The organism is Pseudomonas sp. AMR01 (genome assembly GCF_041946035.1).
Taxonomy (GTDB): Bacteria; Pseudomonadota; Gammaproteobacteria; order Pseudomonadales; family Pseudomonadaceae; genus Aquipseudomonas; species Aquipseudomonas antarctica_B.
On the sequence record NZ_JAUTYR010000014.1, the window covers coordinates 1 to 25,116 of the forward strand.

The 25,116-nt window shown below is 59.8% G+C and carries 23 protein-coding genes and 1 tRNA gene; 9 read left to right on the forward strand and 15 right to left on the reverse strand.

Translation table 11 applies throughout. From position 1 onward, the window contains the following. Nucleotides 1-244: 244 nt before the first annotated feature. From Q7C20_RS14600 to Q7C20_RS14610, 3 genes are all read left to right on the forward strand, one after another. A tRNA-Met gene (locus Q7C20_RS14600) sits at nucleotides 245-321 on the forward strand. A 279-nt stretch (nucleotides 322-600) separates the two neighbouring features. After that, the gene (mprF, locus tag Q7C20_RS14605) at nucleotides 601-3,243 is read left to right on the forward strand and encodes a bifunctional lysylphosphatidylglycerol flippase/synthetase MprF (RefSeq protein WP_348061354.1); all 2,643 of its coding nucleotides are present in this window, start codon (nucleotides 601-603) and stop codon (nucleotides 3,241-3,243) included. Further along, on the forward strand, nucleotides 3,243-4,529 hold the full coding sequence (locus tag Q7C20_RS14610) for a virulence factor family protein (protein WP_375068251.1): 1,287 nt from the start codon (nucleotides 3,243-3,245) through the stop codon (nucleotides 4,527-4,529). Before mprF ends, Q7C20_RS14610 begins: the two co-directional genes overlap by 1 nt. A gap of 137 nt (nucleotides 4,530-4,666) precedes the next feature. Here Q7C20_RS14610 and recJ read toward each other — a convergent pair whose 3' ends face one another. Then, nucleotides 4,667-6,376, reverse strand: a complete 1,710-nt coding sequence (gene recJ / locus Q7C20_RS14615; RefSeq protein WP_375068253.1) for a single-stranded-DNA-specific exonuclease RecJ — start codon at nucleotides 6,374-6,376, stop codon at nucleotides 4,667-4,669. A 112-nt stretch (nucleotides 6,377-6,488) separates the two neighbouring features. Next, the gene (locus Q7C20_RS14620) at nucleotides 6,489-7,031 is read right to left on the reverse strand and encodes a YaeQ family protein (protein WP_375068255.1); all 543 of its coding nucleotides are present in this window, start codon (nucleotides 7,029-7,031) and stop codon (nucleotides 6,489-6,491) included. Nucleotides 7,032-7,180: 149 nt separating this feature from the next. Between Q7C20_RS14620 and Q7C20_RS14625 the strand changes: the two genes are divergently transcribed. Both Q7C20_RS14625 and Q7C20_RS14630 read left to right on the forward strand, forming a co-directional pair. After that, entirely contained in the window at nucleotides 7,181-8,380 is a 1,200-nt protein-coding gene (locus Q7C20_RS14625; RefSeq protein WP_375068257.1) for a CaiB/BaiF CoA transferase family protein, read from the forward strand. A gap of 50 nt (nucleotides 8,381-8,430) precedes the next feature. Beyond that, the gene (locus Q7C20_RS14630) at nucleotides 8,431-9,264 is read left to right on the forward strand and encodes a TIGR02285 family protein (protein ID WP_375068400.1); all 834 of its coding nucleotides are present in this window, start codon (nucleotides 8,431-8,433) and stop codon (nucleotides 9,262-9,264) included. Nucleotides 9,265-9,421: 157 nt separating this feature from the next. Here the strand turns inward: Q7C20_RS14630 and Q7C20_RS14635 are convergent, their stop codons facing one another. After that, nucleotides 9,422-9,718, reverse strand: coding sequence for a DUF3509 domain-containing protein (locus tag Q7C20_RS14635; RefSeq protein ID WP_375068259.1), 297 nt, complete (start codon nucleotides 9,716-9,718; stop codon nucleotides 9,422-9,424). 310 nt (nucleotides 9,719-10,028) lie between these two features. Between Q7C20_RS14635 and Q7C20_RS14640 the strand changes: the two genes are divergently transcribed. After that, nucleotides 10,029-10,253, forward strand: coding sequence for a hypothetical protein (locus tag Q7C20_RS14640; protein ID WP_375068261.1), 225 nt, complete (start codon nucleotides 10,029-10,031; stop codon nucleotides 10,251-10,253). An 81-nt stretch (nucleotides 10,254-10,334) separates the two neighbouring features. On the opposite strand, the gene thrC is transcribed toward Q7C20_RS14640, so the two are convergent. From thrC to ffh, 10 genes are all read right to left on the reverse strand, one after another. Next, nucleotides 10,335-11,744: a threonine synthase gene (gene thrC, locus Q7C20_RS14645; protein ID WP_375068263.1), complete on the reverse strand. Its 1,410-nt coding sequence runs from the start codon at nucleotides 11,742-11,744 to the stop codon at nucleotides 10,335-10,337. A 67-nt stretch (nucleotides 11,745-11,811) separates the two neighbouring features. Beyond that, nucleotides 11,812-13,116 carry a homoserine dehydrogenase gene (locus Q7C20_RS14650; protein WP_185708139.1) on the reverse strand — a complete coding sequence of 435 codons (1,305 nt, stop codon included), beginning with the start codon at nucleotides 13,114-13,116 and terminating at the stop codon, nucleotides 11,812-11,814. Between the two features lie 129 nt (nucleotides 13,117-13,245). Next, a complete protein-coding gene (locus Q7C20_RS14655; RefSeq protein ID WP_348062275.1) occupies nucleotides 13,246-13,977 on the reverse strand; it encodes a disulfide isomerase DsbC N-terminal domain-containing protein in 732 nt (243 codons plus the stop codon). Nucleotides 13,978-14,127: 150 nt separating this feature from the next. Further along, complete coding sequence (xerD, locus tag Q7C20_RS14660; RefSeq protein ID WP_348062274.1) at nucleotides 14,128-15,024, reverse strand: site-specific tyrosine recombinase XerD; 897 nt, start codon at nucleotides 15,022-15,024, stop codon at nucleotides 14,128-14,130. A gap of 133 nt (nucleotides 15,025-15,157) precedes the next feature. Beyond that, nucleotides 15,158-15,571, reverse strand: a complete 414-nt coding sequence (locus Q7C20_RS14665) for an acyl-CoA thioesterase (RefSeq protein ID WP_017736774.1) — start codon at nucleotides 15,569-15,571, stop codon at nucleotides 15,158-15,160. A gap of 82 nt (nucleotides 15,572-15,653) precedes the next feature. Next, nucleotides 15,654-16,004 (reverse strand): 50S ribosomal protein L19, encoded by a 351-nt coding sequence (rplS, locus tag Q7C20_RS14670; RefSeq protein WP_003175895.1) that lies wholly within the window; start codon nucleotides 16,002-16,004, stop codon nucleotides 15,654-15,656. 45 nt (nucleotides 16,005-16,049) lie between these two features. Further along, nucleotides 16,050-16,823 (reverse strand): tRNA (guanosine(37)-N1)-methyltransferase TrmD, encoded by a 774-nt coding sequence (gene trmD / locus Q7C20_RS14675; RefSeq protein ID WP_375068278.1) that lies wholly within the window; start codon nucleotides 16,821-16,823, stop codon nucleotides 16,050-16,052. Then, a complete protein-coding gene (gene rimM / locus Q7C20_RS14680; protein ID WP_375068280.1) occupies nucleotides 16,805-17,341 on the reverse strand; it encodes a ribosome maturation factor RimM in 537 nt (178 codons plus the stop codon). Before rimM ends, trmD begins: the two co-directional genes overlap by 19 nt. A 5-nt stretch (nucleotides 17,342-17,346) precedes the next feature. Continuing rightward, entirely contained in the window at nucleotides 17,347-17,598 is a 252-nt protein-coding gene (gene rpsP, locus Q7C20_RS14685) for a 30S ribosomal protein S16 (protein ID WP_375068282.1), read from the reverse strand. Between the two features lie 250 nt (nucleotides 17,599-17,848). Then, nucleotides 17,849-19,225, reverse strand: a complete 1,377-nt coding sequence (gene ffh, locus Q7C20_RS14690) for a signal recognition particle protein (RefSeq protein WP_375068284.1) — start codon at nucleotides 19,223-19,225, stop codon at nucleotides 17,849-17,851. A 234-nt stretch (nucleotides 19,226-19,459) separates the two neighbouring features. On the opposite strand from ffh, the gene Q7C20_RS14695 reads away from it, so the two are divergent. The 3 genes from Q7C20_RS14695 (at nucleotide 19,460) to Q7C20_RS14705 (ending at nucleotide 23,190) form a co-directional block, all read left to right on the forward strand. Further along, a complete protein-coding gene (locus Q7C20_RS14695) occupies nucleotides 19,460-20,272 on the forward strand; it encodes an inner membrane protein YpjD (protein ID WP_375068286.1) in 813 nt (270 codons plus the stop codon). A gap of 12 nt (nucleotides 20,273-20,284) precedes the next feature. Beyond that, complete coding sequence (locus Q7C20_RS14700) at nucleotides 20,285-21,523, forward strand: transporter associated domain-containing protein (protein WP_375068288.1); 1,239 nt, start codon at nucleotides 20,285-20,287, stop codon at nucleotides 21,521-21,523. A 356-nt stretch (nucleotides 21,524-21,879) separates the two neighbouring features. Continuing rightward, nucleotides 21,880-23,190: an MFS transporter gene (locus Q7C20_RS14705; protein ID WP_375068290.1), complete on the forward strand. Its 1,311-nt coding sequence runs from the start codon at nucleotides 21,880-21,882 to the stop codon at nucleotides 23,188-23,190. A 94-nt stretch (nucleotides 23,191-23,284) separates the two neighbouring features. Here the strand turns inward: Q7C20_RS14705 and purT are convergent, their stop codons facing one another. Both purT and Q7C20_RS14715 read right to left on the reverse strand, forming a co-directional pair. Further along, nucleotides 23,285-24,466, reverse strand: a complete 1,182-nt coding sequence (gene purT / locus Q7C20_RS14710) for a formate-dependent phosphoribosylglycinamide formyltransferase (protein WP_014719785.1) — start codon at nucleotides 24,464-24,466, stop codon at nucleotides 23,285-23,287. Nucleotides 24,467-24,535: 69 nt separating this feature from the next. Then, on the reverse strand, nucleotides 24,536-25,003 hold the full coding sequence (locus tag Q7C20_RS14715) for a VUT family protein (RefSeq protein ID WP_176994389.1): 468 nt from the start codon (nucleotides 25,001-25,003) through the stop codon (nucleotides 24,536-24,538). Nucleotides 25,004-25,116: the final 113 nt, after the last annotated feature.

A 25,116-nucleotide genomic window follows, 5' to 3' on the forward strand; every position in this document is an offset into this window, starting at 1 on the left:
CCGAAGGTCGTCGGTTCAAATCCGGCTCCCGCAACCAAACATCAAAAAAGGCTACTCGAAAGAGTGGCCTTTTTTGTGCGCGCCTGTTTTACCGCCGCACAAAAATTGTAAGACAAAAAAATCTTTAGCCTTCGTGCACTTACCGCGCACGGAGGACAAAAAGTGGCAAATTCACACTTATTTGACCCATCAGCCTATTAACGGTTGACACCTCGCCGCTGGGCTGTAGAATGCCGCCCACAGACGCGGGATGGAGCAGTCTGGTAGCTCGTCGGGCTCATAACCCGAAGGTCGTCGGTTCAAATCCGGCTCCCGCAACCAAACATCAAAAAAGGCTACTCGAAAGAGTGGCCTTTTTTGTATCTGATGAAAAAGTTCATCTGAAACAATGACATGGCATCTTTCATGAAACCCAATGCGGTTTGTTGAGTCCATTTCATTGCAAGCTATGCTGAATGCTCAAGCGCTACCCTTTACGACCAATGGCCGCAGTCGCCGCACCCGGCGATACGCGTTAATATTTGTAATTATTTTGTCCATAGGGATTGGTAACTTGGCTCGATACCTCCATCCTGTCGCGCACAATCCACGAGGTGATTGATGCGCGCCAACTCGTCTGAACCACACGACACCGTCACAGCGACACAACCGATCCCTCCCACCCGTTTGCGCTGGCTGGATCTGTTGAGCAAATACCGGCAGCCAATCGGGCTGGCCGTTACCCTGTTGCTGTTCGCAATCGCCCTGATCGCCTGCCGACACCTGCTGCTGGAACTGGACCTGTACGCCCTCCATGACTCGATCCTGGAAGTGCCCAAGCCAGCCCTGCTCGGTGCGTTTGGCGCTGCTGTGGTCGGTTTTATTATCCTGTTGGGTTATGAATTCTCCGGCGCGCGTTACGCCGGGGTGAAGCTGCCGGCCAAAACCCTGGCAATGGGTGGTTTTACCGCCTTTGCAATCGGCAACGCCATTGGCCTGTCGATGCTCTCGGGCGGTTCGGTGCGTTACCGTTTATACGCACGCCATGGCGTCGGTGCTTCGGAAGTGGCCCACATGACCGTGTTTGCCAGCCTGGCCCTGGGCACTGCCCTGCCGCCGCTGGCTGCACTGGCCACGCTGAGCAACTTGCCGGCCGCGTCTACTTACCTGCATTTATCCCAAGGGTTGCTCGGTGGCATTGCAGGCGCGGTGCTGCTGTTGTCGGTCGCACTGTGCATCGGCATTTATCGCCGTCGCCTGCCGGACCAACCTTACCCGGATAACCTGCTGGTCAAGGCCGGGCGCCGTACCCTGCGCCTGCCCGGCCGCCGACTGACGTTCCTGCAACTGATCATCACCGCACTGGACGTGGCCGCTGCTGCCACCGTCCTTTATATGCTGCTGCCGGAAGCGCCGCCCTTTGGCCCGTTCCTGCTGGTGTACCTGCTGGCTCTGGCCGCTGGCGTACTCAGCCATGTGCCCGGCGGTGTCGGCGTGTTCGAAGCGATTCTGCTGGCCGCCTTCGCCGATAAGCTCGGCGCTGCGCCACTGGCCGCTGCACTGCTGCTGTACCGGATGATCTACGTGGTGCTGCCGCTGCTGATCGCTTGTGTATTCCTGCTGGTCAACGAAGCCCAACGCCTGTTTCAGACTCAGCAGAGTCTGCGGGTTGCATCAGGCCTGGCAGCACCGGTGCTGGCCGTACTGGTTTTTTTGTCCGGCGTGGTCCTGCTGTTTTCCGGCGCCACGCCAGAAATCGACTCACGCCTGGAAAACATCGGCTTTCTGATTCCCCACCGCCTGATTGATGCTTCGCACTTCGGCGCCAGCCTGATCGGCGTGCTGTGCCTGCTGCTGGCCCAGGGCCTGCGTCGGCGTTTGTCGGCGGCCTGGATGCTGACCATGGTGCTGCTGCTGACCGGCGCCCTGCTCTCGCTGCTTAAGGGTTTTGACTGGGAAGAAGCCAGCCTGATGATCATGACTGCGGTGCTGCTGGCGATCTTCCGTCGCTCGTTCTACCGCGCCAGCCGCCTGACCGAGCTGCCATTCTCGCCGCTGTACCTGGTGGCCAGCGTGTGCGTGTTGGGTGCCTCGATCTGGTTGCTGCTGTTTGCTTATCAGGACGTGCCGTACAGCCACCAACTGTGGTGGCAGTTCACCCTCGACGCTAACGCCCCACGCGGCCTGCGCTCGTTGCTGGGTGCCGCCGTGTTGCTGGTAATCGTGTCGCTGACCTGGCTGCTGCGCACCGCGCGCCCGATCATTCACTTGCCGACACCGGATGAGCTGGAACGCGCCACCAAGATCCTGATGGCTTCATCCCAGCCGGACGGCGGCCTGGCGCTGACCGGTGACAAGGCGCTGCTGTTCCACCCCAACGACGAAGCCTTCCTCATGTACGCCCGCCGTGGGCGCAGCCTGGTGGCCTTGTACGACCCGATCGGCCCGACCCAACCGCGCGCCGAGATGATCTGGCAGTTCCGTGACCTGTGCGACATCCATCACGCGCGCCCGGTGTTCTATCAGGTACGCGCCGAGAACCTGCCGTACTACATGGACATCGGCCTGACCGCGATCAAACTGGGCGAAGAAGCCCGCGTGGACCTCAAACGCTTTGACCTGGAAGCCAAGGGCAAAGAGATGAAGGATTTGCGCTACACCTGGAACCGTGGCACCCGGGACGGCCTGTCCCTGGAGATCTTCGAACCGGGCCAGGCACCGATGGATGAACTCAAAGTCATCTCCGACGCTTGGCTGACCGGCAAGAACGTGCGGGAAAAGGGCTTCTCCCTGGGCCGTTTCAGCGACGACTACCTCAAGCACTTTCGCATCGCGATCATTCGCTTCGAAGGGCGCACGGTGGCCTTCGCCAACCTGCTCGAAACCTACAACCATGACTTGGCCAGTCTCGACCTGATGCGTGCTCACCCTGACGCGCCGAAGCTGACCATGGAATTCATGATGGTTGGCCTGATTCAACATTATAAGAACCACGACTACGCCCGCTTCAGCCTCGGCATGGTGCCGTTATCGGGCCTGCAACCACGCCGTGGTGCACCGCTGACCCAACGCCTGGGCTCGATGGTGTTCCGCCGTGGCGAGCAACTGTATAACTTCCAAGGTTTGCGCCGCTTCAAAGACAAGTTCCAGCCTGACTGGGAACCCCGTTATATGGCCGTGCCCGCAGGACTTGATCCGCTGGTGGCACTGGCCGACACCGCCGCCCTGATCGCGGGCGGCTTGACTGGATTGGTGAAACGCTGATGATTCGACGCTCCTGGCGGTATGTATTGGCCTTTGTAGTGCTGCTCGCGCTGATCGCGGGTGGTGGCTTTTGGTACTGGAACCGCCCTGCCCCGCAGCCGACCCTGGAGCAATTGCCCCAGGCCGATGGCTCAGTGATGACCCGTGTAACGCCTGACGGCTCGGCCAAAGCCCGCGTGGCAGTGGCCGTCATGGCCGATGAAACCCTGACCGACAGCCAGCTGATTGCCCTGAGCCAGGGCGGCTCGGCGCAAATCGTTCAAGTGATCCTGCCAAAGGATGACTGCAAGCTGCAGGAACAAGCGCTGCAAAGCGCCCTGGCCCAGTTGAAAGGCCCGGCGACCCTGGTCAGCGGCATCGGCCCTGGCGCTGCGCTCGCCTGGCGCTGGCTGGCCACCCAGAACGACGACAAGGCGAATGCCATCTCGGTAGGCTTTGCACTGGCACAGGAAGGCTGCAAGGACCCGCTGCCGAAGACCTCCGCCCACGGCAACTGGCTGGTGGCGTGGAACGATAACCCTGACGATGAAAGTGCCAGTTTCGTACGCGACACACCGCGCGCGACCACCAGCATCAGCGACTACGACATTCACTACCCGCAAGTGCTGAACAACGAACTGCGCAAGCAACTGGTGGGTTCGGACAACGGCGGTTTAGCGATTCCCGTGGTTGAAGTGCCGGCGGGCCAAGCCAAGGATACCGTCACCCTGTTCCTCTCCGGTGACGGCGGCTGGCGTGACCTGGACCGCGACGTGGCCGGTGAAATGGCCAAGATCGGTTACCCGGTGGTCGGCATCGACACGCTGCGCTACTACTGGCAGCACAAGACCCCGGAACAAAGCGCCAAGGACCTTACCGAGCTGATGCAGCACTACCGTCAGAAATGGGGCACCAAACGCTTCGTACTGACCGGTTACTCCTTCGGCGCCGACGTACTGCCGGCTATTTACAACCGCTTGCCGGACAGCGAACAACAGCGCGTAGACGCGATCATTTTGCTGGCGTTTGCACGCACCGGCAGCTTTGAAATCGAAGTGGAAGGCTGGTTGGGCAACGCGGGCAAAGAAGCCGCCACCGGCCCGGAAATGGCCAAGCTGCCAGCTGACAAAGTGGTGTGCATCTATGGCGCCGAAGAAGTCGACGAGAGCGGTTGCACCGACAAGACCGCCGTTGGTGAAGCGGTGAAGTTGCCCGGCGGGCATCACTTTGATGAGAACTACCCGGCGCTGGCACAGCGGTTGGTGGACATCATTGTGAAGCATCAGGCCAAAGACAAAGCCGAGTAATTCCAGGCAGTAGGCAAAACCAAATGTGGGAGCGGGCTTGCTCGCGAAAGCGGTAGATCAGTCGCAACATCCTTGACTGACACTCCGTATTCGCGAGCAAGCCCGCTCCCACATTTGCTTAGCGGTGTTATTGAGGTTCAGCGCGGTTCGATGTGCGCAATCATCAACTGCACGGTTTCATTGCCTCGAAACTCATTCACGTCCAGTTTGTAGGCCAATTGCACCCACTTCACCGTCGGGTTCGGCCACACCTCGCGGTCCACCCCAAACGCAATGCCATCCAGCTTCACCGACCCGCATTCGCTCTTGAGCACCACCTTCAAGTGCCGCTCGCCCACCACACGCTGCTCCACCAGCTGAAACACCCCGTGAAACAACGGCTCGGGAAAGTGCTGCCCCCACGGCCCGGCATGCCGCAATGCGCGCGCCAGTTCCAGGTGAAACTCTTCGACTGCCAACGTGCCATCGGTCAGCAAGCGTCCGGTGAGGTCCTCTTCGCGCAGTTGCCGACGCACTTCGGCATCAAAGGCTTCAGCAAACAGCGGGAAGTTTTCCTCGGGCAATGTAAGGCCGGCTGCCATGGCGTGACCGCCGTACTTGGCGATCAGGTTGGGATGCTGGCTCGCGACCACCGCCAGGGCATCACGGATGTGAAAACCCTGCACAGAGCGTCCTGAGCCCTTGAGCAAGCCATCACCGGCGTCGGCAAAGGCGATGGTCGGACGGAAATAGCGCTCTTTCATGCGCGACGCCAAAATCCCGATGACGCCCTGGTGCCATTCCGGGTCAAACAGACACAAACCGTACGGCATCGACTCCACCGGCAAGTCCTTGAGTTGGGCAAGCGCTTCGCGCTGCATGCCCTGCTCGATGGATTTTCGGTCCTGGTTCATGCCATCCAGTTGTGCAGCCATTTCCCGCGCGGCGGCAACGTCGGTGGTGAGCAGGCATTCGATGCCCAGGCTCATGTCGTCCAGGCGACCGGCAGCGTTGAGCCTTGGCCCGAGGATAAAGCCGAGGTCGGTGGAGGTGATGCGTGCGTGGTCGCGCTTGGCGACCTCGAGGATCGCCTTGATCCCGGGCCGCGCACGACCGGCGCGAATACGCTCCAGGCCTTGATGGACCAGGATGCGGTTGTTGGCGTCCAGAGGCACCACGTCGGCAACGCTGCCCAGGGCGACCAGGTCGAGCAACTCGCCGATGTTCGGCTGCGGCGTGTTCTCGTACCAACCGAGGCTGCGCAACCGCGCGCGCAGGGCCATCAGCACGTAAAAGATCACGCCCACGCCGGCCAGCGCCTTGCTCGGAAATTCACAGCCGGGTTGGTTCGGGTTGACGATGGCATCTGCGGCCGGCAACTCGTCGCCGGGCAAGTGGTGGTCGGTGACCAGCACTTGCAGCCCCGCCGCCTTCGCCGCCGCCACGCCTTCGACGCTGGAGATGCCGTTGTCCACGGTAATCAGCAACTGCGGCTCTCGTTGCAGCGCCACCGCGACGATTTCCGGGGTCAGGCCGTAGCCGTATTCGAACCGGTTGGGCACCAGATAGTCGACATGCGCCGCGCCGAGCAAACGCAGGCCCAGGGTGCCCACGGTGCTGGCTGTGGCGCCATCGGCGTCGAAGTCACCAACGATCAGGATGCGCTGGCGCTGTTCCAGGGCCGTCACCAAAAGGTCCACCGCCGCATCGATACCCTTGAGCTGCTGGTAAGGAATCAACCGCGCCAGGCTCTTGTCCAGCTCGGCTTCGGACTGCACCCCGCGTGCGGCGTAGAGACGGGTCAACAGCGGCGGCAATTCACCAAGAAACGGCAGGACAGCAGGCAACGGGCGAGGATCGATACGCATGGGGTGACGAAAGCTTCTCTTCTGATGAGGCGGTTAAACACAAATTCTGCACACAACACAGATCAACTGTGGGAGCTGGCTTGCCTGCTCCCCCACACTGGTTCCTACGGATTTACTCGCGCTCGCCGACCAGCCACTGCAACTGCACTTCATGCTGGCCACGGTCGTCGGTGACGAAAATCGTGCCTTCGCTGATCATCACGTCCCACTTGATTACGCGCGGCATGTCCTTGGCCAGGGTCTCGAGGATTTCCTGCGGCACCGCGGCGATGTGGACGTTTTTCAGGTTTTTGGCGACCGGTACCACCTTGCCTTCCCACACGCGCAAGCTGCCGTAGGCCAGCAGGCTGGTACGCTCGGTACGGCGCGAGCACCAGGTCAGGCGGTCGGCGTCGGGCTGGCCGACTTCGATCCAGTGCAGCACCCGATCATCCAGGCTTTTTTCCCACAGGGCTGGTTCGTCTACATCTGACAGACCACGACCGAACGCCAGTTGCTCGTTGTAAAACAGGGCGTAAGCCAGCAGACGCACCGTCATGCGTTCTTCGGTTTCCGAAGGATGGCGGGCGATGGTCTGTTTGACGCTCTCGTACACCGAACGGTCGAGGTCGGTAAGGTTGAGTTCAAACTTGTAGGTCGTGGACGGCTGGGCCATGAACGGGCTTCTAAAGACAGGGAAAGGCGGCCAGTCTAACTGATGGCGAGGGCATTCAACGAATACTGCGCTGCATCATCCTTATCCCTGGACGTCTCGCCTATGTTAAAAGGCATCCCACCACCGCCCTGCACTCGCCGAGGATCGTCATGTCATTTAATGCCAAACCGCTTGCTGGCCTGAAAGTCATCGAACTGGGCACCCTGATCGCCGGCCCCTTTGCGTCACGCATCTGTGCCGAGTTCGGTGCCGAGGTGGTCAAGGTCGAATCCCCGGACGGCGGCGACCCATTGCGCAAGTGGCGCAAGCTGTATGAAGGCACGTCACTGTGGTGGTTCGTACAGGCGCGCAACAAGAAATCGCTGACCCTGAACCTCAAGCACCCGGACGGTCTGGCGATTCTCAAGCAGTTGCTGGCGGACGCCGACATTCTGATCGAGAACTTTCGCCCCGGCGTGCTGGAAAAACTCGGCCTGAGCTGGGAAACCCTGCACGCTCTGAACCCCAAGCTGGTGATGGTGCGCCTGTCAGGCTTCGGCCAGACCGGGCCGATGAAGGACCAGCCGGGCTTTGGCGCGGTGGGCGAGTCCATGGGCGGCTTGCGCTATATCACCGGTTTCGAAGACCGCCCGCCGGTGCGCACCGGGATTTCCATCGGCGACTCGATTGCGGCGTTGTGGGCAGTCATCGGCGCGCTGATGGCGCTGCGTCACCGTGAAGTTAACGGCGGGCTTGGCCAAGTGGTGGATGTGGCGCTGTACGAAGCCATCTTCGCGATGATGGAAAGCATGATCCCGGAGTTCGACGTGTTCGGTTTTATTCGCGAGCGCACCGGCAACATCATGCCGGGCATTACGCCGTCATCGATCCATACCAGCGCCGATGGCAAGCACGTGCAAATCGGGGCAAATGGCGACGCAATCTTCAAGCGATTCATGCTCGCCATCAACCGCGAGGACTTGGCCAACGACCCTGTACTCGCCAGCAATGACGGGCGCGACAGTCGCCGCGATGAGTTATACGGCGTAATTGATCGCTGGGTGAGCTCGCTGTCGCTGGATCAAGTGGTCGAGGCACTGAATAAAGCCCAAGTCCCCGCCAGCCGCATTTACAGCGCCGAAGACATGCTGGGCGACCCGCAGTTTCTGGCGCGTGAGATGTTCCTCAAAGCACAACTGCCGGGTGGCAAGGACTTCAAGATGCCGGGGATTGTGCCCAAACTCTCGGACACGCCCGGCAGCTGTGAATGGGTCGGGCCGCAATTGGGTGAACATAACGCCGTGGTGCTCAATGCGTTGGGCTACGACACGGCAGCCATCACCCGCTTGCGCGAGGATGGCGCGATTTGAGGGCTCGTCGTACCCGCCGCTGGTTGATTGAGCTGTGTATTGCCACCGCGATGGCAGGAGGCTGGCCGCTGTCGGCGAATGCCCAGCAAACGCTGATCTGGTTGGTGCGCGACCTACCGCCGATCACCATCGTCGAAGGCCCGCAAAAAGGCCAGGGGGTACTCGACCAGCTGTTACCGATACTCAGCGCGCACTTGCCGGAGTACCGCCACGAAGTGATGCACGTCAATCGCGCCCGTGGCATTCAGATGCTGCGGGCCGCGTCCCTGACGTGCGACCCTTCGCTGCTGTGGACGGAGGAACGCGCCAGGTACGTGATTTTTTCCACTCAGGCATTCGCCGTGGCCAGTAATGGGGTGAGTGTGCGACGCAGTGATCAAGCGACCATGGCACCGTTTATTGACGAAGGCCAGTTTGACCTGCAAGCCTTTCTGCGCGCCCACACTGCGCGGATCGGCGCAACCGCTGAACGCAGCTACGGCCCCGCGATCGATGAGCAGCTCAAGCACGCTGACCCACGCACACTGGCGTTGCATTATGGCAATGACGCCCTTGGCAGCCTGCTGCAAATGCAGCGCCTTGGGCGCCTGGAGGCGGTGTTGGGTTATGCGCCCGAAATTCGCTATCACGCCTTGCAGCAAGGCATCGAAACAGCCGACCTGGCGTTCTATCCCATCAAGGGAACAGCGCCTTACCAGCGCACGCACATCGGTTGCTCGAACACGCCTGAAGGCCGCCAGGCCTTGAAGCGAATCGACCAGGCGCTGCGCGACATCCCGCAACAACAGTTGCAGCAAGCCTACGCGGCATGGCTGGACCCGGTGATGCGCGAGCGCTATTTGCGCGACAACCCGACCTTTTTCAGGGACGCTGCAGAGCCGTGACAAATCCCAGGCAAAAGAAACCCCGAAGAGTGGGGAGACACTTCGGGGTTAAACGTGGCCAACAATGACCAGTACAGCAAGCCACAATCACCGGAGCACAATGTTTGCTCTTACTGTTAAAAAGTCTGACCGGCCATGCTGTAGGAAGTTTCCGAGACTAAATAATTCTTCCTGCGCTCGCTGCGCTGCGGGTCAGGGCAGCGTTGCGCAATGCCGCAATAACCGAGGGTTCCAGGCGCCCTTCGGCGATTTTCAAATCGCGCAGCAGGCAATCCACCACATCCACCAATACGCGTTTATCCATCAATTGCGCCTGGTCGACTTCACGTTCGACCACGATAGCGCCAGCGGGACTCTTCACGGTCACCAGGCACTCGCCCCGCACGCCGGAGGTGGTCAGCGTAACCTGATAAGGGCTCAGTGCTTCTTCGAGCAATAGGCTGATACTTTCCATCTCGATCACCACTCAATAGTTCGGGAACAATCGTTTCAACGGGAGCTGCTTCTATCCTAAGTGACTGGTTCTGACGTAGGAAAGTTCGCTTTATCGTCTTTATGGGTTCGTCAGGGGGTGACGTAATCCAGCATGCGCTTGCAACATGACAACCAAAAAACGGCGCACATAACTGCTTACTCAATGGGCGACGGTTTTGGGGGTTGTTGGAGGCCGCGGCCGAGTGTGACTCCTATACTCGGTGAGTGCTGATCATGCTGCCAGGCAGAGATGAGCGCCTGTCAAATGGCCCTAATTGCGAAGGAGGACGATGATGGTGGAAAACAAAGAGCAACAGGCAACGATGGAGAAAATGAATGCTGATGTATGGCGCATTTATGCCGAGATATCACGCATGCAGGCTGAGCAAGACAAACTCAAATCGGAATCCTTGAAGATAAACTGCGAGACGTTCTGGTACCCGGTGGCTATCGCGACAGGTTTCTATGCCGCTGTCGGCACCGTGATTGTGGTCGTGCAGAAGCTGTTCTCGTAACGCTCGATCGCGCCGGCCAAAAACAAAAAACGCCGCTGACCCACGGAAGGGAAAGCGGCGTTTTTATCTGCGCGGTTTGCCTTACAAAGGCTTACCCCGATTGCCATGCTGGCTCACAAACGCCTGCACAGCTTTAAGGTCATTGGCCAGCACTGTGCAACGCTCTTCGCGCTCGAACAGATCAGCCAAATGCTCCGGCAACTCCAGCGCTTTGCCGACACCCGCCTTCTCCACCGCTTCCGGGAATTTGACCGGGTGGGCGGTACCGAGAATCACCATCGGGATATCCAGGCTGCGACGGCATTCGCGCGCGGCCTTCACGCCGATGGCAGTGTGGGGGTCGAGCAGCTCGCCGGTCTGGGCGTAGACTTCAGCGATGGTTTCGCAGGTTTGCGCATCGTCCACGGCCAGGGAGTCGAACAACTTGCGGGTTTCGGTCCAGCGCTCTTCATCAACGCTGAAACCGCCACCGCTCTTGAAGTTATCCATCAAGCCGGCAATGGCCGCACCGTTGCGACCGTGCATGTCGAACAGCAGGCGTTCGAAGTTCGACGAGACCATGATGTCCATCGATGGCGACAGTGTGGCGTGCAGGGTTTCCTTCACGTACCCATTGCCGCTCATGAAACGGTGCAGGATGTCGTTACGGTTGGTGGCGACGATCAACTGGTTGATCGGCAGGCCCATGTTGCGTGCCAAGTAACCGGCGAAGATATCGCCGAAGTTGCCGGTCGGCACCGAGAACGACACCGAACGCGCCGGGCCGCCCAGCTGCAACGAGGCGTGGAAGTAGTAGACGATCTGGGCCATGATTCGCGCCCAGTTGATCGAGTTCACCGCGACCAGACGCGTGCCTTTGAGGAAGCTCTGGTCGGCGAAGCTGTTCTTGACCATTTCCTGGCAGTCATCGAAGTTGCCTTCGATGGCGATGTTGTGGATGTTCTCACCAAAAATGGTGGTCATCTGGCGACGCTGCACTTCTGACACACGCTTGTGCGGGTGCAAAATGAAAATGTCGACGTTTTCGCAGTGCTTGCAGCCTTCGATGGCCGCCGAGCCGGTGTCACCGGAGGTGGCGCCCATGATCACCACGCGCTCGCCGCGCTTTTGCAGCACGTAATCGAGCAAGCGACCCAGCAGTTGCAGGGCAAAGTCCTTGAACGCCAGGGTCGGGCCGTGGAACAGCTCCAGGACCCATTCGTTACCGTTCAGTTGGCGCAATGGGGCAATGGCGCTGTGGGAAAAAACGCCGTAGGTTTCTTCCAGAATCTTCTTGAAGTCTGCATCCGGAATGCTGCCGGTGACGAACGGGCGCATCACCCGGAACGCGAGCTCGTGGTAAGGCAGGCCGGCCCAGGAAGCGATTTCTTCCTGGGTGAAACGTGGCAGGTTTTCCGGCACGTACAGGCCGCCGTCAGTGGCAAGGCCTGCCAGCAAAACGTCTTCGAAATTCAGGGCCGGTGCCTGGCCGCGGGTGCTGATGTAACGCATGACTGGCTCCTCTAAAACATTCTCGAACAGAGGCCGCCGCACGCACGGGGCCTCTGGAACAGATCGGTTAGTTCAAGTGCTCGACGCGGATACGCACCACCGGGCCGACCACACCTTGCAAGGCTTCGAGGGCGGCGATGGCGTCGTTCATGTGCTGTTCAAGCACGCGGTGGGTCAGCAGGATCATCGGCACCTGGCCGTTTTGCTCCTCGACTTCCTTCTGCATGATCGACTCGATATTGATACCGCGCTCCGACAGGATGCTCGCCACCTGGGCCAATACGCCCGGATGGTCCTGGGCCTGAATGCGCAAGTAGTAAGCGCTTTCACAGGCTTCGATCGGCAGGATCGGGTGGGCCGACAGCGAATCCGGCTGGAAGGCCAGGTGCGGCACGCGGTTTTCCGGGTCGCTGGTCATGGCGCGAACCACGTCAACGAGGTCGGCGATTACCGACGACGCGGTCGGCTCCATGCCGGCACCGGCGCCGTAGAACAGGGTCGAACCGGCAGCATCACCGTTGACCATTACCGCGTTCATCACGCCATTGACGTTGGCGATCAGGCGGTCAGCCGGGATCAGCGTCGGGTGCACACGCAGCTCGATACCGGCCGGGGTACTGCGCGCAACACCGAGGTGCTTGATGCGGTAGCCCAGGGCTTCGGCGTAGTTCACGTCAGCAGTGGTGAGTTTGGTGATGCCTTCGGTGTAGGCCTTGTCGAACTGCAGCGGGATACCAAAGGCGATGGACGCCAGGATGGTCAGCTTGTGCGCCGCGTCGATGCCTTCCACGTCGAACGTCGGGTCGGCTTCGGCGTAACCCAGCGCCTGGGCTTCGGCCAGCACGTCTTCGAAGGTACGGCCCTTCTCTCGCATTTCAGTGAGGATGAAGTTACCGGTGCCATTGATGATGCCGGCCACCCAGTTGATGCGGTTAGCGGACAGGCCTTCACGAATCGCCTTGATCACCGGGATACCGCCAGCAACCGCTGCTTCGAACGCCACGATCACGCCCTTCTCGCGCGCCTTGGCGAAGATCTCGTTGCCGTGCACGGCGATCAGCGCCTTGTTCGCGGTGACCACATGTTTGCCGTTCTCGATGGCCTTGAGCACCAGCTCGCGGGCCACGGTGTAGCCGCCGACCAGTTCGATGACGATATCGATTTCAGGGTTGGTTGCTACGTCGAAGACATCGTTGGTAATCGCAATACCGGTCGTTTGGAACTGAGGCTTTGGCGAACGTGTGGCAATTTGCGCCACTTCAATCCCACGGCCTGCGCGGCGGGAAATTTCTTCAGCATTACGCTGAAGTACGTTAAAGGTGCCGCCACCGACGGTCCCTAACCCACAGATGCCTACTTTGACCGGTTTCACTGAAGAACTCCCCATGAAACGGCCGACGCTAGGTCGGCCGTGAAAAACAGCCGCACAACTGCGGCTTTCAATTAATGGCCCGTCGACTTTTCAGCGGGCCATGATCGTCAAAGCTTCGACGATGCTGGTTTATTTGGCACTCAGCGCCAGTTTGGCAACTTGTGGTGCCGGCTGGTAGCCCGGAATCACTTGGCCGTCAGCCAAAACGATGGCCGGTGTACCGTTCACGCCAATGGACTGGCCGAGGGCGAACTGTTTGGAAACCGGATTGGCGCACTTGGCGGCTTTGATTTCCTTGCCATCGACCATCTTGTCCATGGCGGCTTTCTTGTCGGCCGAGCACCACACGGCTTGCAACTGCTCGTCACCCGGCGAACCGAGGCCCTGGCGCGGGAACGCTACGTAGCGTACTTCAACGCCGAGCTTGTTCAGCGCAGGCACTTCGGCGTGCAGCTTGTGGCAATACGGGCAAGTGGTGTCGGTGAACACGGTGATGTGGGTCTTGGTTTCGCCGATGGCCGGGTACACCACGGTTTCAGCCACGGGAATACCATTGATCAGCTTCGACACGCCCAGGCGCTCGGCCTTCTCGGTCAGGTTGACCGGCTTGCCGTCTTTCAACTGAAACAGGTAACCCTGAACGATGTACTGGCCGTCGGCGCTGGCGTACAGCACGCGGCTGCCCTTGAGTTTGACTTCATACAGGCCGGCCATCGGGCTGGCGCTGATGCTCTCGATCGGGGTATCGAGCTGCAGGGCGGCCAGGCTCTTGCGGATGGTCTGCTCGGCGGCGTCATCAGCGACAACAAAGGTGGAAACCAACGCAATCGCTGCGGCGGCAATAATCTGGGTCAAGCGCATGGGAACTCCTGAAGGCAGATGCAGGGACGTGAAGGAACACCGCTTGGAAACACAGGCCGGGACCGTCCCCTTTGCTAACCGGCAAAGCCTACCACAGTTGGGCGCAGGGGCAGCCTGTGGCGGGCTAATTTGACCTTTTACCGGATGTTTTCAGCCCCGTGGGTGATGCTTGGCGTGCATATCCTGCAAGCGTGCACGTGCCACATGGGTGTAGATCTGGGTTGTGGATAAATCACTGTGGCCGAGCAACATTTGCACCACGCGCAAATCCGCACCGTGGTTGAGCAAATGGGTGGCGAACGCATGGCGCAATGTGTGCGGCGACAGGCTCTTGCCGATGCCTGCGACCTTCGCCTGATGCTTGATCCGGTGCCAGAACGTTTGGCGGGTCATCTGCTCGCCTCGCAAGCTGGGGAACAATACATCGCTGGGCCGCCCGCCGAGCAATTCCCCACGAGCGTCACGCATATAGCGCTCCACCCACACAATCGCCTCCTCGCCCATCGGCACCAGCCGCTCCTTGCTGCCTTTGCCCATCACACGCAGCACGCCCTGACGCAGATTGACCTGCTCCAGGGTCAGGCTGATCAGTTCGGTCACGCGCAGGCCGCAGGCGTAAAGCACTTCAAGCATGGCACGGTCACGCTGGCCGATGGCTTCGCTCAAGTCGGGGGCAGCAAGCAACGCCTCCACGTCAGCTTCCGACAGGGATTTGGGCAACGGCCTGCCGAGTTGCGGCATGTCGACTTGCAGGGTCGGGTCAAGCGTGATCAGTTTTTCCCGCAGCAAGTAGCGATAAAAGCCACGCACACCCGAGAGGAATCGCGCTGTGGAGCGAGGTTTGTAGTTCTGCTCCAGGCGCCAGGCCAAATGGTCAAGAATCAGTTCGCGACCGGCGTTGATCAATTCGAGGTTTTTTTCCTGCAGCCAGCCGTTGAACAGGGCCAGGTCACTGCGATAGGCCTGGCGGGTGTTGTCTGACAGGCCTTTTTCCAGCCACAGGGCGTCGAGGAAGCGGTCGATCAGAGGATGGTCAATGGCGGGCATGTGGGCTCAAGCTGATTATTGGGGGTACTGGTAGATCCTATCGCAGGCAAGCCAGCTCCCACATTAGTTTGTGATCAACAGCAATCTAATGTGGGAGCTGGCTTGCCTGCGATAGCCGCAACTCGGTTCAGGATCAGTCAACAAACCCTGGCAGCACCGGCACCGGACGTTTATCGGCATCGATTGCCACAAAGCTGAACACACCCTGGATCGCCCGCTCACGACCATCAGCGCTCATGCTTTCCACAAACACTTCCACCTCAACCTTGAGGCTGGTATTGCCGACTTTGATCACACGACCAATCAGCTCAACAATGGAACCGGCGGGGATTGCATGATTAAAGTCGATGCGATCAGTGGAAACCGTTACCAGTGGCAGGCGGCAGAAACGCGTGGCGGTGATAAACGACACTTCATCCATCCACGCCAATGCAGTGCCACCAAACAAGGTGTTGTGATGGTTGGTAGTCGGCGGGAACACAGCCTTGGTCACATGGGTGACGGACAAGTCAGTGCGGCGCTGGATTTCTTCGAGGCGGGTGGTCATGGACAAGTACCGGCAAATAGACAAATTTCAGGCACAAAAAAGCAGCCCGTAGGCTGCTTTTTTCTGCATCGGGAAGCTGGACTTAAGCCAGTTTTTCCTTGATGCGAGCTGCTTTACCGGACAGGTCACGCAGGTAGTACAGCTTGGCTTTACGTACGTCACCGCGACGTTTAACGGCCATGCTGTCGATTTGCGGGCTGTAGGTCTGGAAAGTACGCTCTACGCCAACACCGTTGGAGATTTTACGAACAGTGAAAGCACTGTTCACACCACGGTTACGCTTGGCAATTACAACGCCTTCGAACGCTTGCAGACGCGAACGGTCGCCTTCCTTCACTTTCACCTGAACGACAATAGTGTCGCCCGGGGCAAAGGTAGGGATTTCTTTGGTCATCTGCTCTGCTTCGAGTGCAAGGATGATTTTGTTAGTCATGCTGTGCTCCTAAGGTAAGTCAATGGACCTACCATCGATACGTTGTTAACTATCGTCCCGCCCGAGGATGTATTCCTCGAGCAGCTTCTTCTCTTCTCCAGAAAGCGAGCGGCTTTCCAGAAGATCGGCGCGTCGTTCATAGGTCCGACCAAGGGACTGCTGTAAACGCCAACGCCGGATGTGTGCGTGATTGCCACTTAGCAATACGTCGGGAACACGCTGATCCGCATACACCTCCGGTCGGGTGTAGTGCGGGCAATCCAGCAAACCATCCGTGAAGGAATCTTCCTCCGCGGAGTCCGCATGCCCTAAAGCTCCAGGCAGCAGTCGTGTAACCGCATCTATCAGGACCATCGCCGGCAGCTCGCCGCCAGACAGGACATAGTCCCCAATCGACCACTCTTCATCGACATGAGCTTCAATAAAACGCTCGTCAATGCCTTCATAGCGACCGGCAATCAGGATTAATGCTTCCTCATTCGCCAGTTCGCGAACCCCAGCCTGTTTCAGCTGACGGCCTTGAGGGGACAGGTAAATTACCTTCGCCTTCTCCCCGGCGGCGGCCTTGGCCTGAGCCAATGCGTCTTCCAGGGGCTTGATCTTCATCACCATGCCCGGGCCACCGCCAAATGGGCGATCGTCCACAGTGTGATGTCGATCTGTCGTGTAGTCTCGCGGGTTCCAACAGGTGAGCTGCAACAGCCCCTGTTTCACCGCCCGACTGGTGATGCCGTACTCGCTGATGGCGGAAAACATCTCGGGAAACAAACTGATCACTTCAATGCGCAGGTTAGCCACGCTTAGAAGTCCGCATCCCATTCCACCTTCATCTCGCCCGCTTCCAGGTCGACGGCCAACACGCATTGCTTCGTATAAGGCAACAGGCGTTCGCGATCATCCAGGCTGCCAGCGCAAGGCTTGACCACCATTACATCATTGGCGCCGGTTTCCAGAAGATGATCGATTTTCCCGAACAATTGCCCGAGTTGATCAATAACCTTCAGACCTTCCAGCTGGTACCAGTAGTACTCGCCGTCGGTCAATTCAGGGAACAGGTCTCGCGGCACGCAGATCTCATAACCGGCCAGAAGACGAGCTTCTTCACGATCATCAAGACCCTTGAGCTTTGCGACCAGGAACTTATCGCTCCCGCGTCCACTGACCAGCTCGACCTGTTTCACACTACCTTCGCGCTTGAGCGTCCAGGTTTTGTACTGCAACAGGTTTTCAGTCGGATCAGTAAAGGAATACACCTTAACTTCGCCGCGAACGCCATGAACAGAGTAAATCTTGCCGATAACGATCAAATCATCAGCAACAGTTGGCGTCGCGTTCATATTGCTCAGGCTGCGGCCTTAGCCGAGTCCTTCAACAACTTGGCAACACGCTCAGAAGGCTGTGCACCAACGCTCAGCCAGTAGGCTACGCGCTCTTGGTTCACGGACAGGCGGATTTCTTGACCACGAGCGATCGGGTTGAAGAAACCAACTTGTTCCTTGTGAGAGCCGTCACGTGGGTTGCGGCTGTCAGTTACGGTCAAGTGGTAAAACGGGCGCTTTTTGGAGCCGCCAAGGGCAAGACGGATTGTTAGCATGTGAACATCGTTCCTGTAGTCGGTGCTGCAAATCTAAATGCACAGCGGGCATAGGTGCCCGAAAGGCCGCATATTCTAAGGAATATCCGGACTTTTGCAAATGTCTTTTTCTGGCGCCTATCAGCGTGCCATTCAGATCTGCTATAGAGCCGTCGGTTAAAACGGCTGGTCAGCTCCCGCCAACGGCGGGTTTGCTGGAGATCCCACATCCTTGCGGGTCGGAGCAAAAGCATGCTTTTGCTCGAATACTTTACATTTTCGGCATGCCGCCGCCGGGCAACATACCGCCCATGCCGCGCATCATCTTGGCCATTCCGCCTTTTGCGGAGAATTTCTTCATCATCTTCTGCATCTGCTTGTGCTGCTTGATCAAGCGACCGATGTCCTGCACCTGGGTGCCGGAGCCCATGGCGATCCGACGTTTGCGCGAACCGCTGATCAGCTCAGGGTCACGGCGCTCGGCCGGGGTCATGGAGTTGATGATGGCTTCCATCTGCTTGAACTGCTTCTCTGCCGCGCCCTGGGCATTGCCCATTTGCGCCAGGTTCACACCGCCAATGTTCGGCAGCTTGTCCATCAGGCCGCCGAGGCCGCCCATGTTCTTCATTTGTTGCAGCTGATCGCGGAAGTCTTCGAGGTCGAAGCCCTTGCCCTTCTTCAGCTTCTTGGCCAGTTTATCGGCCTTGTCTTTGTCGAGGGTCGCTTCGGCCTGTTCGATCAGGCTGAGCACGTCACCCATGCCGAGGATGCGCGAGGCAATACGCTCAGGGTGAAACGGCTCGAGCGCGTCGCTCTTCTCGCCCATACCGATGAACTTGATCGGCTTGCCAGTGATGGCACGCACCGACAGCGCAGCACCGCCACGGGCGTCGCCGTCGACCTTGGTCAGGATCACGCCGGTCAGCGGCAGTGCATCACCGAAGGCCTTGGCGGTGTTGGCCGCATCCTGGCCGGTCATGGCGTCGACCACGAACAGGGTCTCGACCGGGTTGATCGCGGCATGCAGCGCCTTGATCTCGCCCATCATCTCTTCGTCGATGTGCAGGCGACCGGCGGTATCGACGATGACCACGTCAATGAATTTGAGCTTGGCTTCTTTAATAGCCGCGTTGGCAATGTCGACCGGCTTCTGGCTCAGGTCGGACGGGAAGAAGGTCACGCCCACTTCACCCGCGAGCATTTCCAGCTGCTTGATGGCCGCCGGACGGTAGACGTCGGCCGATACCACCATCACGGTTTTCTTCTTGCGCTCTTTAAGGAAGCGCGCCAGCTTGCCGGCGGTGGTGGTCTTGCCCGCGCCCTGCAAACCGGCCATCAATACGACGGCCGGTGGCACGGCGCTGAGGTTCAGGTCTTCGTTGGCCGCGCCCATCAGGCTTTCGAGTTCGGCCTGGACGATCTTCACAAAGGCCTGGCCCGGCGTCAGGCTGCGGGACACTTCGGTGCCCACTGCGCGCTCTTTGACCGAGTTGACGAAGTCCTTCACGACCGGCAAGGCTACGTCGGCTTCCAGCAACGCCATGCGCACTTCACGCAGGGTGTCTTTAATATTGTCCTCGGTCAGCTTGGCCTTGCCGGTTACGTGGCGCAGCGTCTGCGAGAGACGGTCAGTCAGGTTTTCAAACATGCGCGATCCTTTCAGGCCCTATTCATCGAAGTGCATCGGTAGACCGAGGTAATGGCGGCCCAGGCTGGGGTAAATCGCTGTAAGAAACAGCGTTCGGCAAGCCTGCGGCGTGGGCAGGTCGCGGATTATAGCGAAGACTGCGGCTATGCACACCCGCTGTATGGCGCAGGAGTCTTTCGTGGAACGCAGGGGTATGCCAAACTCAGCGCCTTTCGGGCTTATCTATCAGGATTTATGGTCCCCTTGTCACCCAGCTTGCTACCCAGCCTCGCCGCCGCCCTCTTGTACGCCGCTGCGACCCTCTATCAGGGCACTCGTCTTGCCCAAGGCACCGGAGCGGACAAACGCCTGCTGGTCGGCCTTGGCGTCCTCGCCCTGCTGGCCCATACCGCGAGCCTGTTCACCCACCTGATGACACCGGTCGGCCTGGGCCTGGATTTTTTCAGCGCTGCCAGCCTGATCGCCGCAGCCGTGATCGCGCTGACGTTGCTGGCCTGCTACCGAATTCCCGTCGAGAACCTGCTGGTGCTGCTGTTCCCGCTGGGCATGCTGACGGTCCTGCTCGCGCAGTTCGCCCCGACCGGCACCGTGCAGGTGATCGACGAGGAGCCGGGCATCCTCGCCCATATCCTGCTGTCGCTTCTGGCCTACGGCATGTTCACCATTGCAGTGTTTCAGGCGCTGCTCCTGCTGCTGCAGGACCATCAGCTGAAAAACAAGCACCCGTCCGGGCTGATCAAGAACTTCCCGCCGCTGCAGACCATGGAAAGCCTGCTGTTTGGTTTCCTGTGGGCCGGCTGGACGCTGCTGTCGCTGTCGCTGATTTCCGGCTGGCTGTTCGTGGAAAACCTGTTCGCTCAACACCTGGTGCACAAAACCCTGCTGGCGTGCCTGGCCTGGGTGGTGTTCAGCGTGCTGCTGTGGGGGCGTAACCGCCTCGGCTGGCGCGGGCACAAGGCGATCCGCTGGACCCTGGCCGGTTTCTGCCTGCTGATGCTGGCCTATTTTGGCAGCAAGCTGGTTCGCGAATACATCCTGCATATCTGACGGGCAGCGATCATGGACAACTTGCCCTTGGGGCCGATGCTCGCAGTAATCGCCTTGCTGGTGTTATGGGCGGCGCTGTTTACCGCCATCGAAGCCGCTCAACAGCATCTGCTGGCCCTGCGCCCTGGCACACGCCAGGGTGACAAAGCCGCCACCCGTCTGAGCTTTCCGCGCAACAGCCTGATCCTGTGCAACAGCCTGTGCCGCGCCGCCGTGGTAATTCTGTGCACGCTGCTGGCGATTTATGCCTGGGCGCTGAACGGCCCCTGGCTCGGCTGGCTGATCTCCTGCGCCATTTTGCTGATACTCGCCGACTACCTGCCCCGCGCCCTGGCCACCCGCTACCCGCAAGCGGTGCTGGGCTTTGGCAATACGCTGCTCGGTGTGCCGCTGAAAATCCTCTACCCACTGGCTTGGCTGCTCAATGGCATCAGCCTGTTGTTGCTGCGCCCGTTCGCACGCACATCCGGCGTGGTGAAAAAGAGCGACGAGCCGCTGCCCGACCATGACGACGAACCCGAGCCCGAGGCCGACGACAACCGTATGCCGGGCATGCCCGGCATTCATGCCCTGGACAACATCACGGTCAACGACATCCTGGTGCCACGCAGTGAAGTGGACGGCATTAACCTGGATGACTCGGACGAAGAGATCATCGAGCAACTGCGCACTTCCCAGCGCACGCGCCTGCCAGTGTTCCACAGCGACATCAACCAGGTTCAGGCGGTGCTTAATACCCGCCAGATCCAGCACCTGCTGCCCGACGCCAGCCTGACCAAAGAAGCTTTGCTCGCCGCTTGCCACGAACCTTATTTCGTCCCGGAAAGCACGCCGTTGCAACTGCAATTGCTGAATTTCCACAAGCAACAGCGGCGCCTGGGCATGGTGGTCGACGAGTACGGCGAAGTGCTGGGCATTGTGACCCTGGAAGATATTCTCGAAGAAATTGTTGGCGAGTTTGAGAGCGAGCAGAACGCGGACAACCCGCAAATCGAAGCGCAGACCGACGGTCGTTACATCATCGACGGCGCCGCTTCGATCCGCGAGCTGAACAAGAGCCTGGGTTGGCACCTGCCCAGCGACGGCCCCAAGACCCTCAACGGCTTGGTGACCGAAGCGCTGGAGACCATTCCTGATTGCGCGGTGTGCCTGAAAATCGGCCGCTACCGCCTGGAAATCCTCGAGACCGAAGACAACCGCGTGAGCAAGGTGCTGATCTGGCACACCAGCCACGTGCCCGTCGCTGTATAAGCTGCTGGTAAAACACATTCTCCATGTGGGAGCGGGCTTGCTCGCGAATGCGGTGGATCAGTTGAAGATGAGCTGACTGACCCACTGCTTTCGCGAGCAAGCCCGCTCCCACATTTTGATTTTCGGCGTGTCAGCCCACTTGTTGTATGTTCATACCCCTTCCTATAATCGGGACGGCTAACCATAGCCCCGCCCGACCGTGTGCTACCCGCACTCAGCGCGTCCCGGCAGCGCTATACCGTATCTGACCGGTGTTTGCTCCTATCCCGAGCCGCCCCGTGCATAACCCTGATCCATGGGTGTTCGACCAATAATAATCCGCGTCCAAACGCGCACTGACCGTCAGGGATACCCGCATGAGCACCACCTATAACGAGGCCGCGACCGCCGCCCCGACCAACTCCACCGCACGGGTGGCGACGGCGAGCATCGTCGGCACTGCGATCGAGTTCTACGACTTTTATATCTATGCCACTGCCGCCGCGCTGGTGATCGGGCCGGTCTTCTTCCCGCAGACCTCCGGCACCGCGCAGATGCTCGCGTCGTTCCTGACCTTTGGCATCGCCTTCATTGCCCGCCCGTTGGGTTCGGCGCTGTTCGGCCACTTTGGCGACCGCATTGGGCGCAAATCCACGCTGGTGGCATCCCTGTTGCTGATGGGCGTGTGCACCACGCTGATCGGTTTGTTGCCGGGCTATGACAGCATTGGGGCCTGGGCGCCGATTCTGTTGTGTGTGCTGCGTTTCGGCCAGGGCCTGGGCCTTGGTGGGGAATGGGGCGGCGCGGCGTTGCTGGCGACCGAGAACGCGCCGAAGGGCAAACGCGCCTGGTTCGGCATGTTCCCGCAACTGGGCCCATCGATCGGCTTTCTGGCGGCCAACGGCCTGTTCCTGATTCTCGCCCTTAGCCTGAACGACGAGCAATTTCGCAGCTGGGGCTGGCGCATCCCGTTCATCCTCAGCGCCGCGCTGGTGATGGTTGGCCTGTACGCACGGTTGAAGCTGCATGAAACCCCGGTGTTCGCCAATGCCGTGGCCAAAGAAGCGCCGGTGAAAGTGCCGTTGGTGGAACTGTTCAGCCAACACGGGTTACCGGTTTTGCTCGGCGCCGCATCGATGGTGGTGTGCTACGCACTGTTCTATATCACCACCGCGTTTTCCCTGAGTTACGGCGTATCAACCCTGGGCTACAGCCGCGAAACCTTCCTCGGCCTGCTGTGCTTTGCCGTGCTGTTCATGGGCCTGGCCACACCCATTGCTGCGTGGGCCAGCGACCGTTACGGGCGCAAACCGGTGCTGATTGTTGGCGCAGTGCTGACCATTCTGTCGGGCTTCACCATGGAGCCGCTGCTGACCCACGGCTCAACCTGGGCCGTGGCGCTGTTCCTGAGCCTGGAGCTGTTCCTGATGGGCGTGACCTTCGCCCCAATGGGCGCGATGTTGCCGGAATTGTTCCCGACCCGCGTGCGTTATACCGGCGCTTCGGCGGCGTATAACCTGGGTGGGATTGTGGGTGCGTCGGCGGCACCGTTCTTCGCGACCAAGCTGGTGGCGATGGGCGGGCTGAGTTATGTCGGCGGGTATGTGTCGGCGGCAGCGGTGCTCAGCTTGATTGCTGTGCTGTGCCTGAAAGAGACGCGGGATAATGATTTGAACAAGGTCGCCTGACAGACCGCTTTCGCGAGCAAGCCCGCTCCCACATTTGATTGCGTTCACAAATCAAAATGTGGGAGCGAGCTTGCTCGCGAAGGGCGCGACTCGATTACAGCTCTACTACGACAGCCTTGGAAGCACGAGTAGCCTTCGCCCGCGCCGCTTCAATCGACTCATCCCGCGCCAACGCCACACCCATCCGACGCTGACCATTCACTTCCGGTTTGCCAAACAGGCGCAACGCCGTGTCCGGCTCACTCAAGGCTGCGCCCAGGTTGGCGAATGCAGTTTGAGTCGACTGCCCTTCCACCAGAATCACCGCCGATGCCGAAGGCCCGAACTGACGGATCAATGGAATCGGCAAGCCCAGAATGGCGCGCGCGTGCAGCGCAAATTGCGACAAATCCTGAGAAATCAATGTCACCAGGCCTGTGTCATGCGGGCGCGGCGACACTTCGCTGAACCACACCTGATCACCCTTGATGAACAACTCCACGCCAAACAGGCCACGGCCACCCAGCGCTTCGGTCACCGCTTTGGCTACGCGCTCGGATTCCGCCAGGGCAATCGGGCTCATGGCTTGCGGCTGCCAGGATTCCTGATAGTCGCCCTTCTCCTGACGATGGCCAACCGGCGCGCAGAAGGTGGTGCCGCCGATGTGGCGCACGGTCAGCAGGGTGATTTCGTAGTCGAAATCGATAAAGCCTTCGATGATCACGCGACCTTTGCCGGCACGGCCGCCTTCCTGGGCGTAATCCCAGGCTTTCTGCACGTCATCAGTGCTGCGCAGCAGGCTCTGGCCCTTGCCCGACGAACTCATCACCGGCTTGACCACACATGGGAAGCCCAGGTCCTGCACGGCCTTGCTGTAGTCTTCAAACGTGTCGGCGAAGTGGTACGGCGACGTCGGCAGGTCCAGCTCTTCAGCGGCCAAACGACGGATGCCTTCGCGGTTCATGGTCAGCGACGTGGCGCGCGCGGTCGGGATCACGGTGAAGCCTTCGGCTTCCAGCTCGACCAGCGTGGCGGTGGCGATGGCTTCGATTTCCGGCACGATGAAGTGCGGCTTCTCGGCTTCGATCACGGCACGCAAGGCGGCGCCATCGAGCATGTTGATCACGTGACTACGGTGCGCAACCTGCATGGCCGGCGCGTTGGCGTAGCGATCCACGGCAATCACTTCAACGCCCAGGCGTTGCAGTTCGATCACCACTTCCTTGCCCAGCTCACCGCAGCCACACAGCAAAACGCGGGTCGCGGTTGGCGACAATGGAGTTCCGATTCGGGTCATCTCAGGTCCTCAGGGGAGCGGATCATGGGGAGAAAGGCCGGCATTTTACATGAACTGTAAAAATTGGCCTCAGTTGGCGACAGCCCGTTTGCGCAGGCGCCACGCCATGATCAGCCACACCACCGTGACCCCGGCGAATTTCGACACCAGCGCAGTGCCCGCCACAGCGGGGGTAAGTGCGCCGATCAGGCCGAAAAAGATAAAGGTATCGAGGGGAATGCTCAGCGCCGAACTTATCCACAGGCGATCGTGCAGCGGGCGCTTGGTGATGCTGAACACCAGCCAGTCGATGCACTCCGACACCGCGAACGCCGTGGCGCTGGCCAGGGCAATGGCCGGGTCGGAGGTCACATACGACAACACCAGCGCGGCCAGCATGGCGACAATCGCGCCGTGGCCAAAGCGGGTTTGCACCATGTCGCGAAGGATAAACACCAGGCCGCCCCAGGCAGACCAGATGACATCCAGATGCGGGGCGGTGGAAAAGGCAAAGTTGATCAGCACGACGCTGCTGATATAGGCGATCAGGAAAAGCATGGAAGATGGGCCTGTGGGTAATGCCGCACAGGGTAAAGCACAGCAACTCGTGTGGCGAGCGGGCTTGTCGGTGTGAACATGCTTGTGGCAGCGAGCGGGCTTGTTGTGGCGAG

Bases quoted from the DNA above. Each gene is read 5' to 3' on its own strand.
- mprF (WP_348061354.1), top strand. From the start codon at position 601: ATGCGCGCCAACTCGTCTGAACCACACGACACCGTCACAGCGACACAA.
- Q7C20_RS14610 (WP_375068251.1), top strand. From the start codon at position 3,243: ATGATTCGACGCTCCTGGCGGTATGTATTGGCCTTTGTAGTGCTGCTC.
- recJ (WP_375068253.1), bottom strand. From the start codon at position 6,376: ATGCGTATCGATCCTCGCCCGTTGCCTGCTGTCCTGCCGTTTCTTGGT.
- Q7C20_RS14620 (WP_375068255.1), bottom strand. From the start codon at position 7,031: ATGGCCCAGCCGTCCACGACCTACAAGTTTGAACTCAACCTTACCGAC.
- Q7C20_RS14625 (WP_375068257.1), top strand. From the start codon at position 7,181: ATGTCATTTAATGCCAAACCGCTTGCTGGCCTGAAAGTCATCGAACTG.
- Q7C20_RS14630 (WP_375068400.1), top strand. From the start codon at position 8,431: ATGGCAGGAGGCTGGCCGCTGTCGGCGAATGCCCAGCAAACGCTGATC.
- Q7C20_RS14635 (WP_375068259.1), bottom strand. From the start codon at position 9,718: ATGGAAAGTATCAGCCTATTGCTCGAAGAAGCACTGAGCCCTTATCAG.
- Q7C20_RS14640 (WP_375068261.1), top strand. From the start codon at position 10,029: ATGATGGTGGAAAACAAAGAGCAACAGGCAACGATGGAGAAAATGAAT.
- thrC (WP_375068263.1), bottom strand. From the start codon at position 11,744: ATGCGTTACATCAGCACCCGCGGCCAGGCACCGGCCCTGAATTTCGAA.
- Q7C20_RS14655 (WP_348062275.1), bottom strand. From the start codon at position 13,977: ATGCGCTTGACCCAGATTATTGCCGCCGCAGCGATTGCGTTGGTTTCC.
- xerD (WP_348062274.1), bottom strand. From the start codon at position 15,024: ATGCCCGCCATTGACCATCCTCTGATCGACCGCTTCCTCGACGCCCTG.
- Q7C20_RS14665 (WP_017736774.1), bottom strand. From the start codon at position 15,571: ATGACCACCCGCCTCGAAGAAATCCAGCGCCGCACTGACTTGTCCGTC.
- rplS (WP_003175895.1), bottom strand. From the start codon at position 16,004: ATGACTAACAAAATCATCCTTGCACTCGAAGCAGAGCAGATGACCAAA.
- trmD (WP_375068278.1), bottom strand. From the start codon at position 16,823: ATGGGATGCGGACTTCTAAGCGTGGCTAACCTGCGCATTGAAGTGATC.
- rimM (WP_375068280.1), bottom strand. From the start codon at position 17,341: ATGAACGCGACGCCAACTGTTGCTGATGATTTGATCGTTATCGGCAAG.
- rpsP (WP_375068282.1), bottom strand. From the start codon at position 17,598: ATGCTAACAATCCGTCTTGCCCTTGGCGGCTCCAAAAAGCGCCCGTTT.
- ffh (WP_375068284.1), bottom strand. From the start codon at position 19,225: ATGTTTGAAAACCTGACTGACCGTCTCTCGCAGACGCTGCGCCACGTA.
- Q7C20_RS14695 (WP_375068286.1), top strand. From the start codon at position 19,460: ATGGTCCCCTTGTCACCCAGCTTGCTACCCAGCCTCGCCGCCGCCCTC.
- Q7C20_RS14700 (WP_375068288.1), top strand. From the start codon at position 20,285: ATGGACAACTTGCCCTTGGGGCCGATGCTCGCAGTAATCGCCTTGCTG.
- Q7C20_RS14705 (WP_375068290.1), top strand. From the start codon at position 21,880: ATGAGCACCACCTATAACGAGGCCGCGACCGCCGCCCCGACCAACTCC.
- purT (WP_014719785.1), bottom strand. From the start codon at position 24,466: ATGACCCGAATCGGAACTCCATTGTCGCCAACCGCGACCCGCGTTTTG.
- Q7C20_RS14715 (WP_176994389.1), bottom strand. From the start codon at position 25,003: ATGCTTTTCCTGATCGCCTATATCAGCAGCGTCGTGCTGATCAACTTT.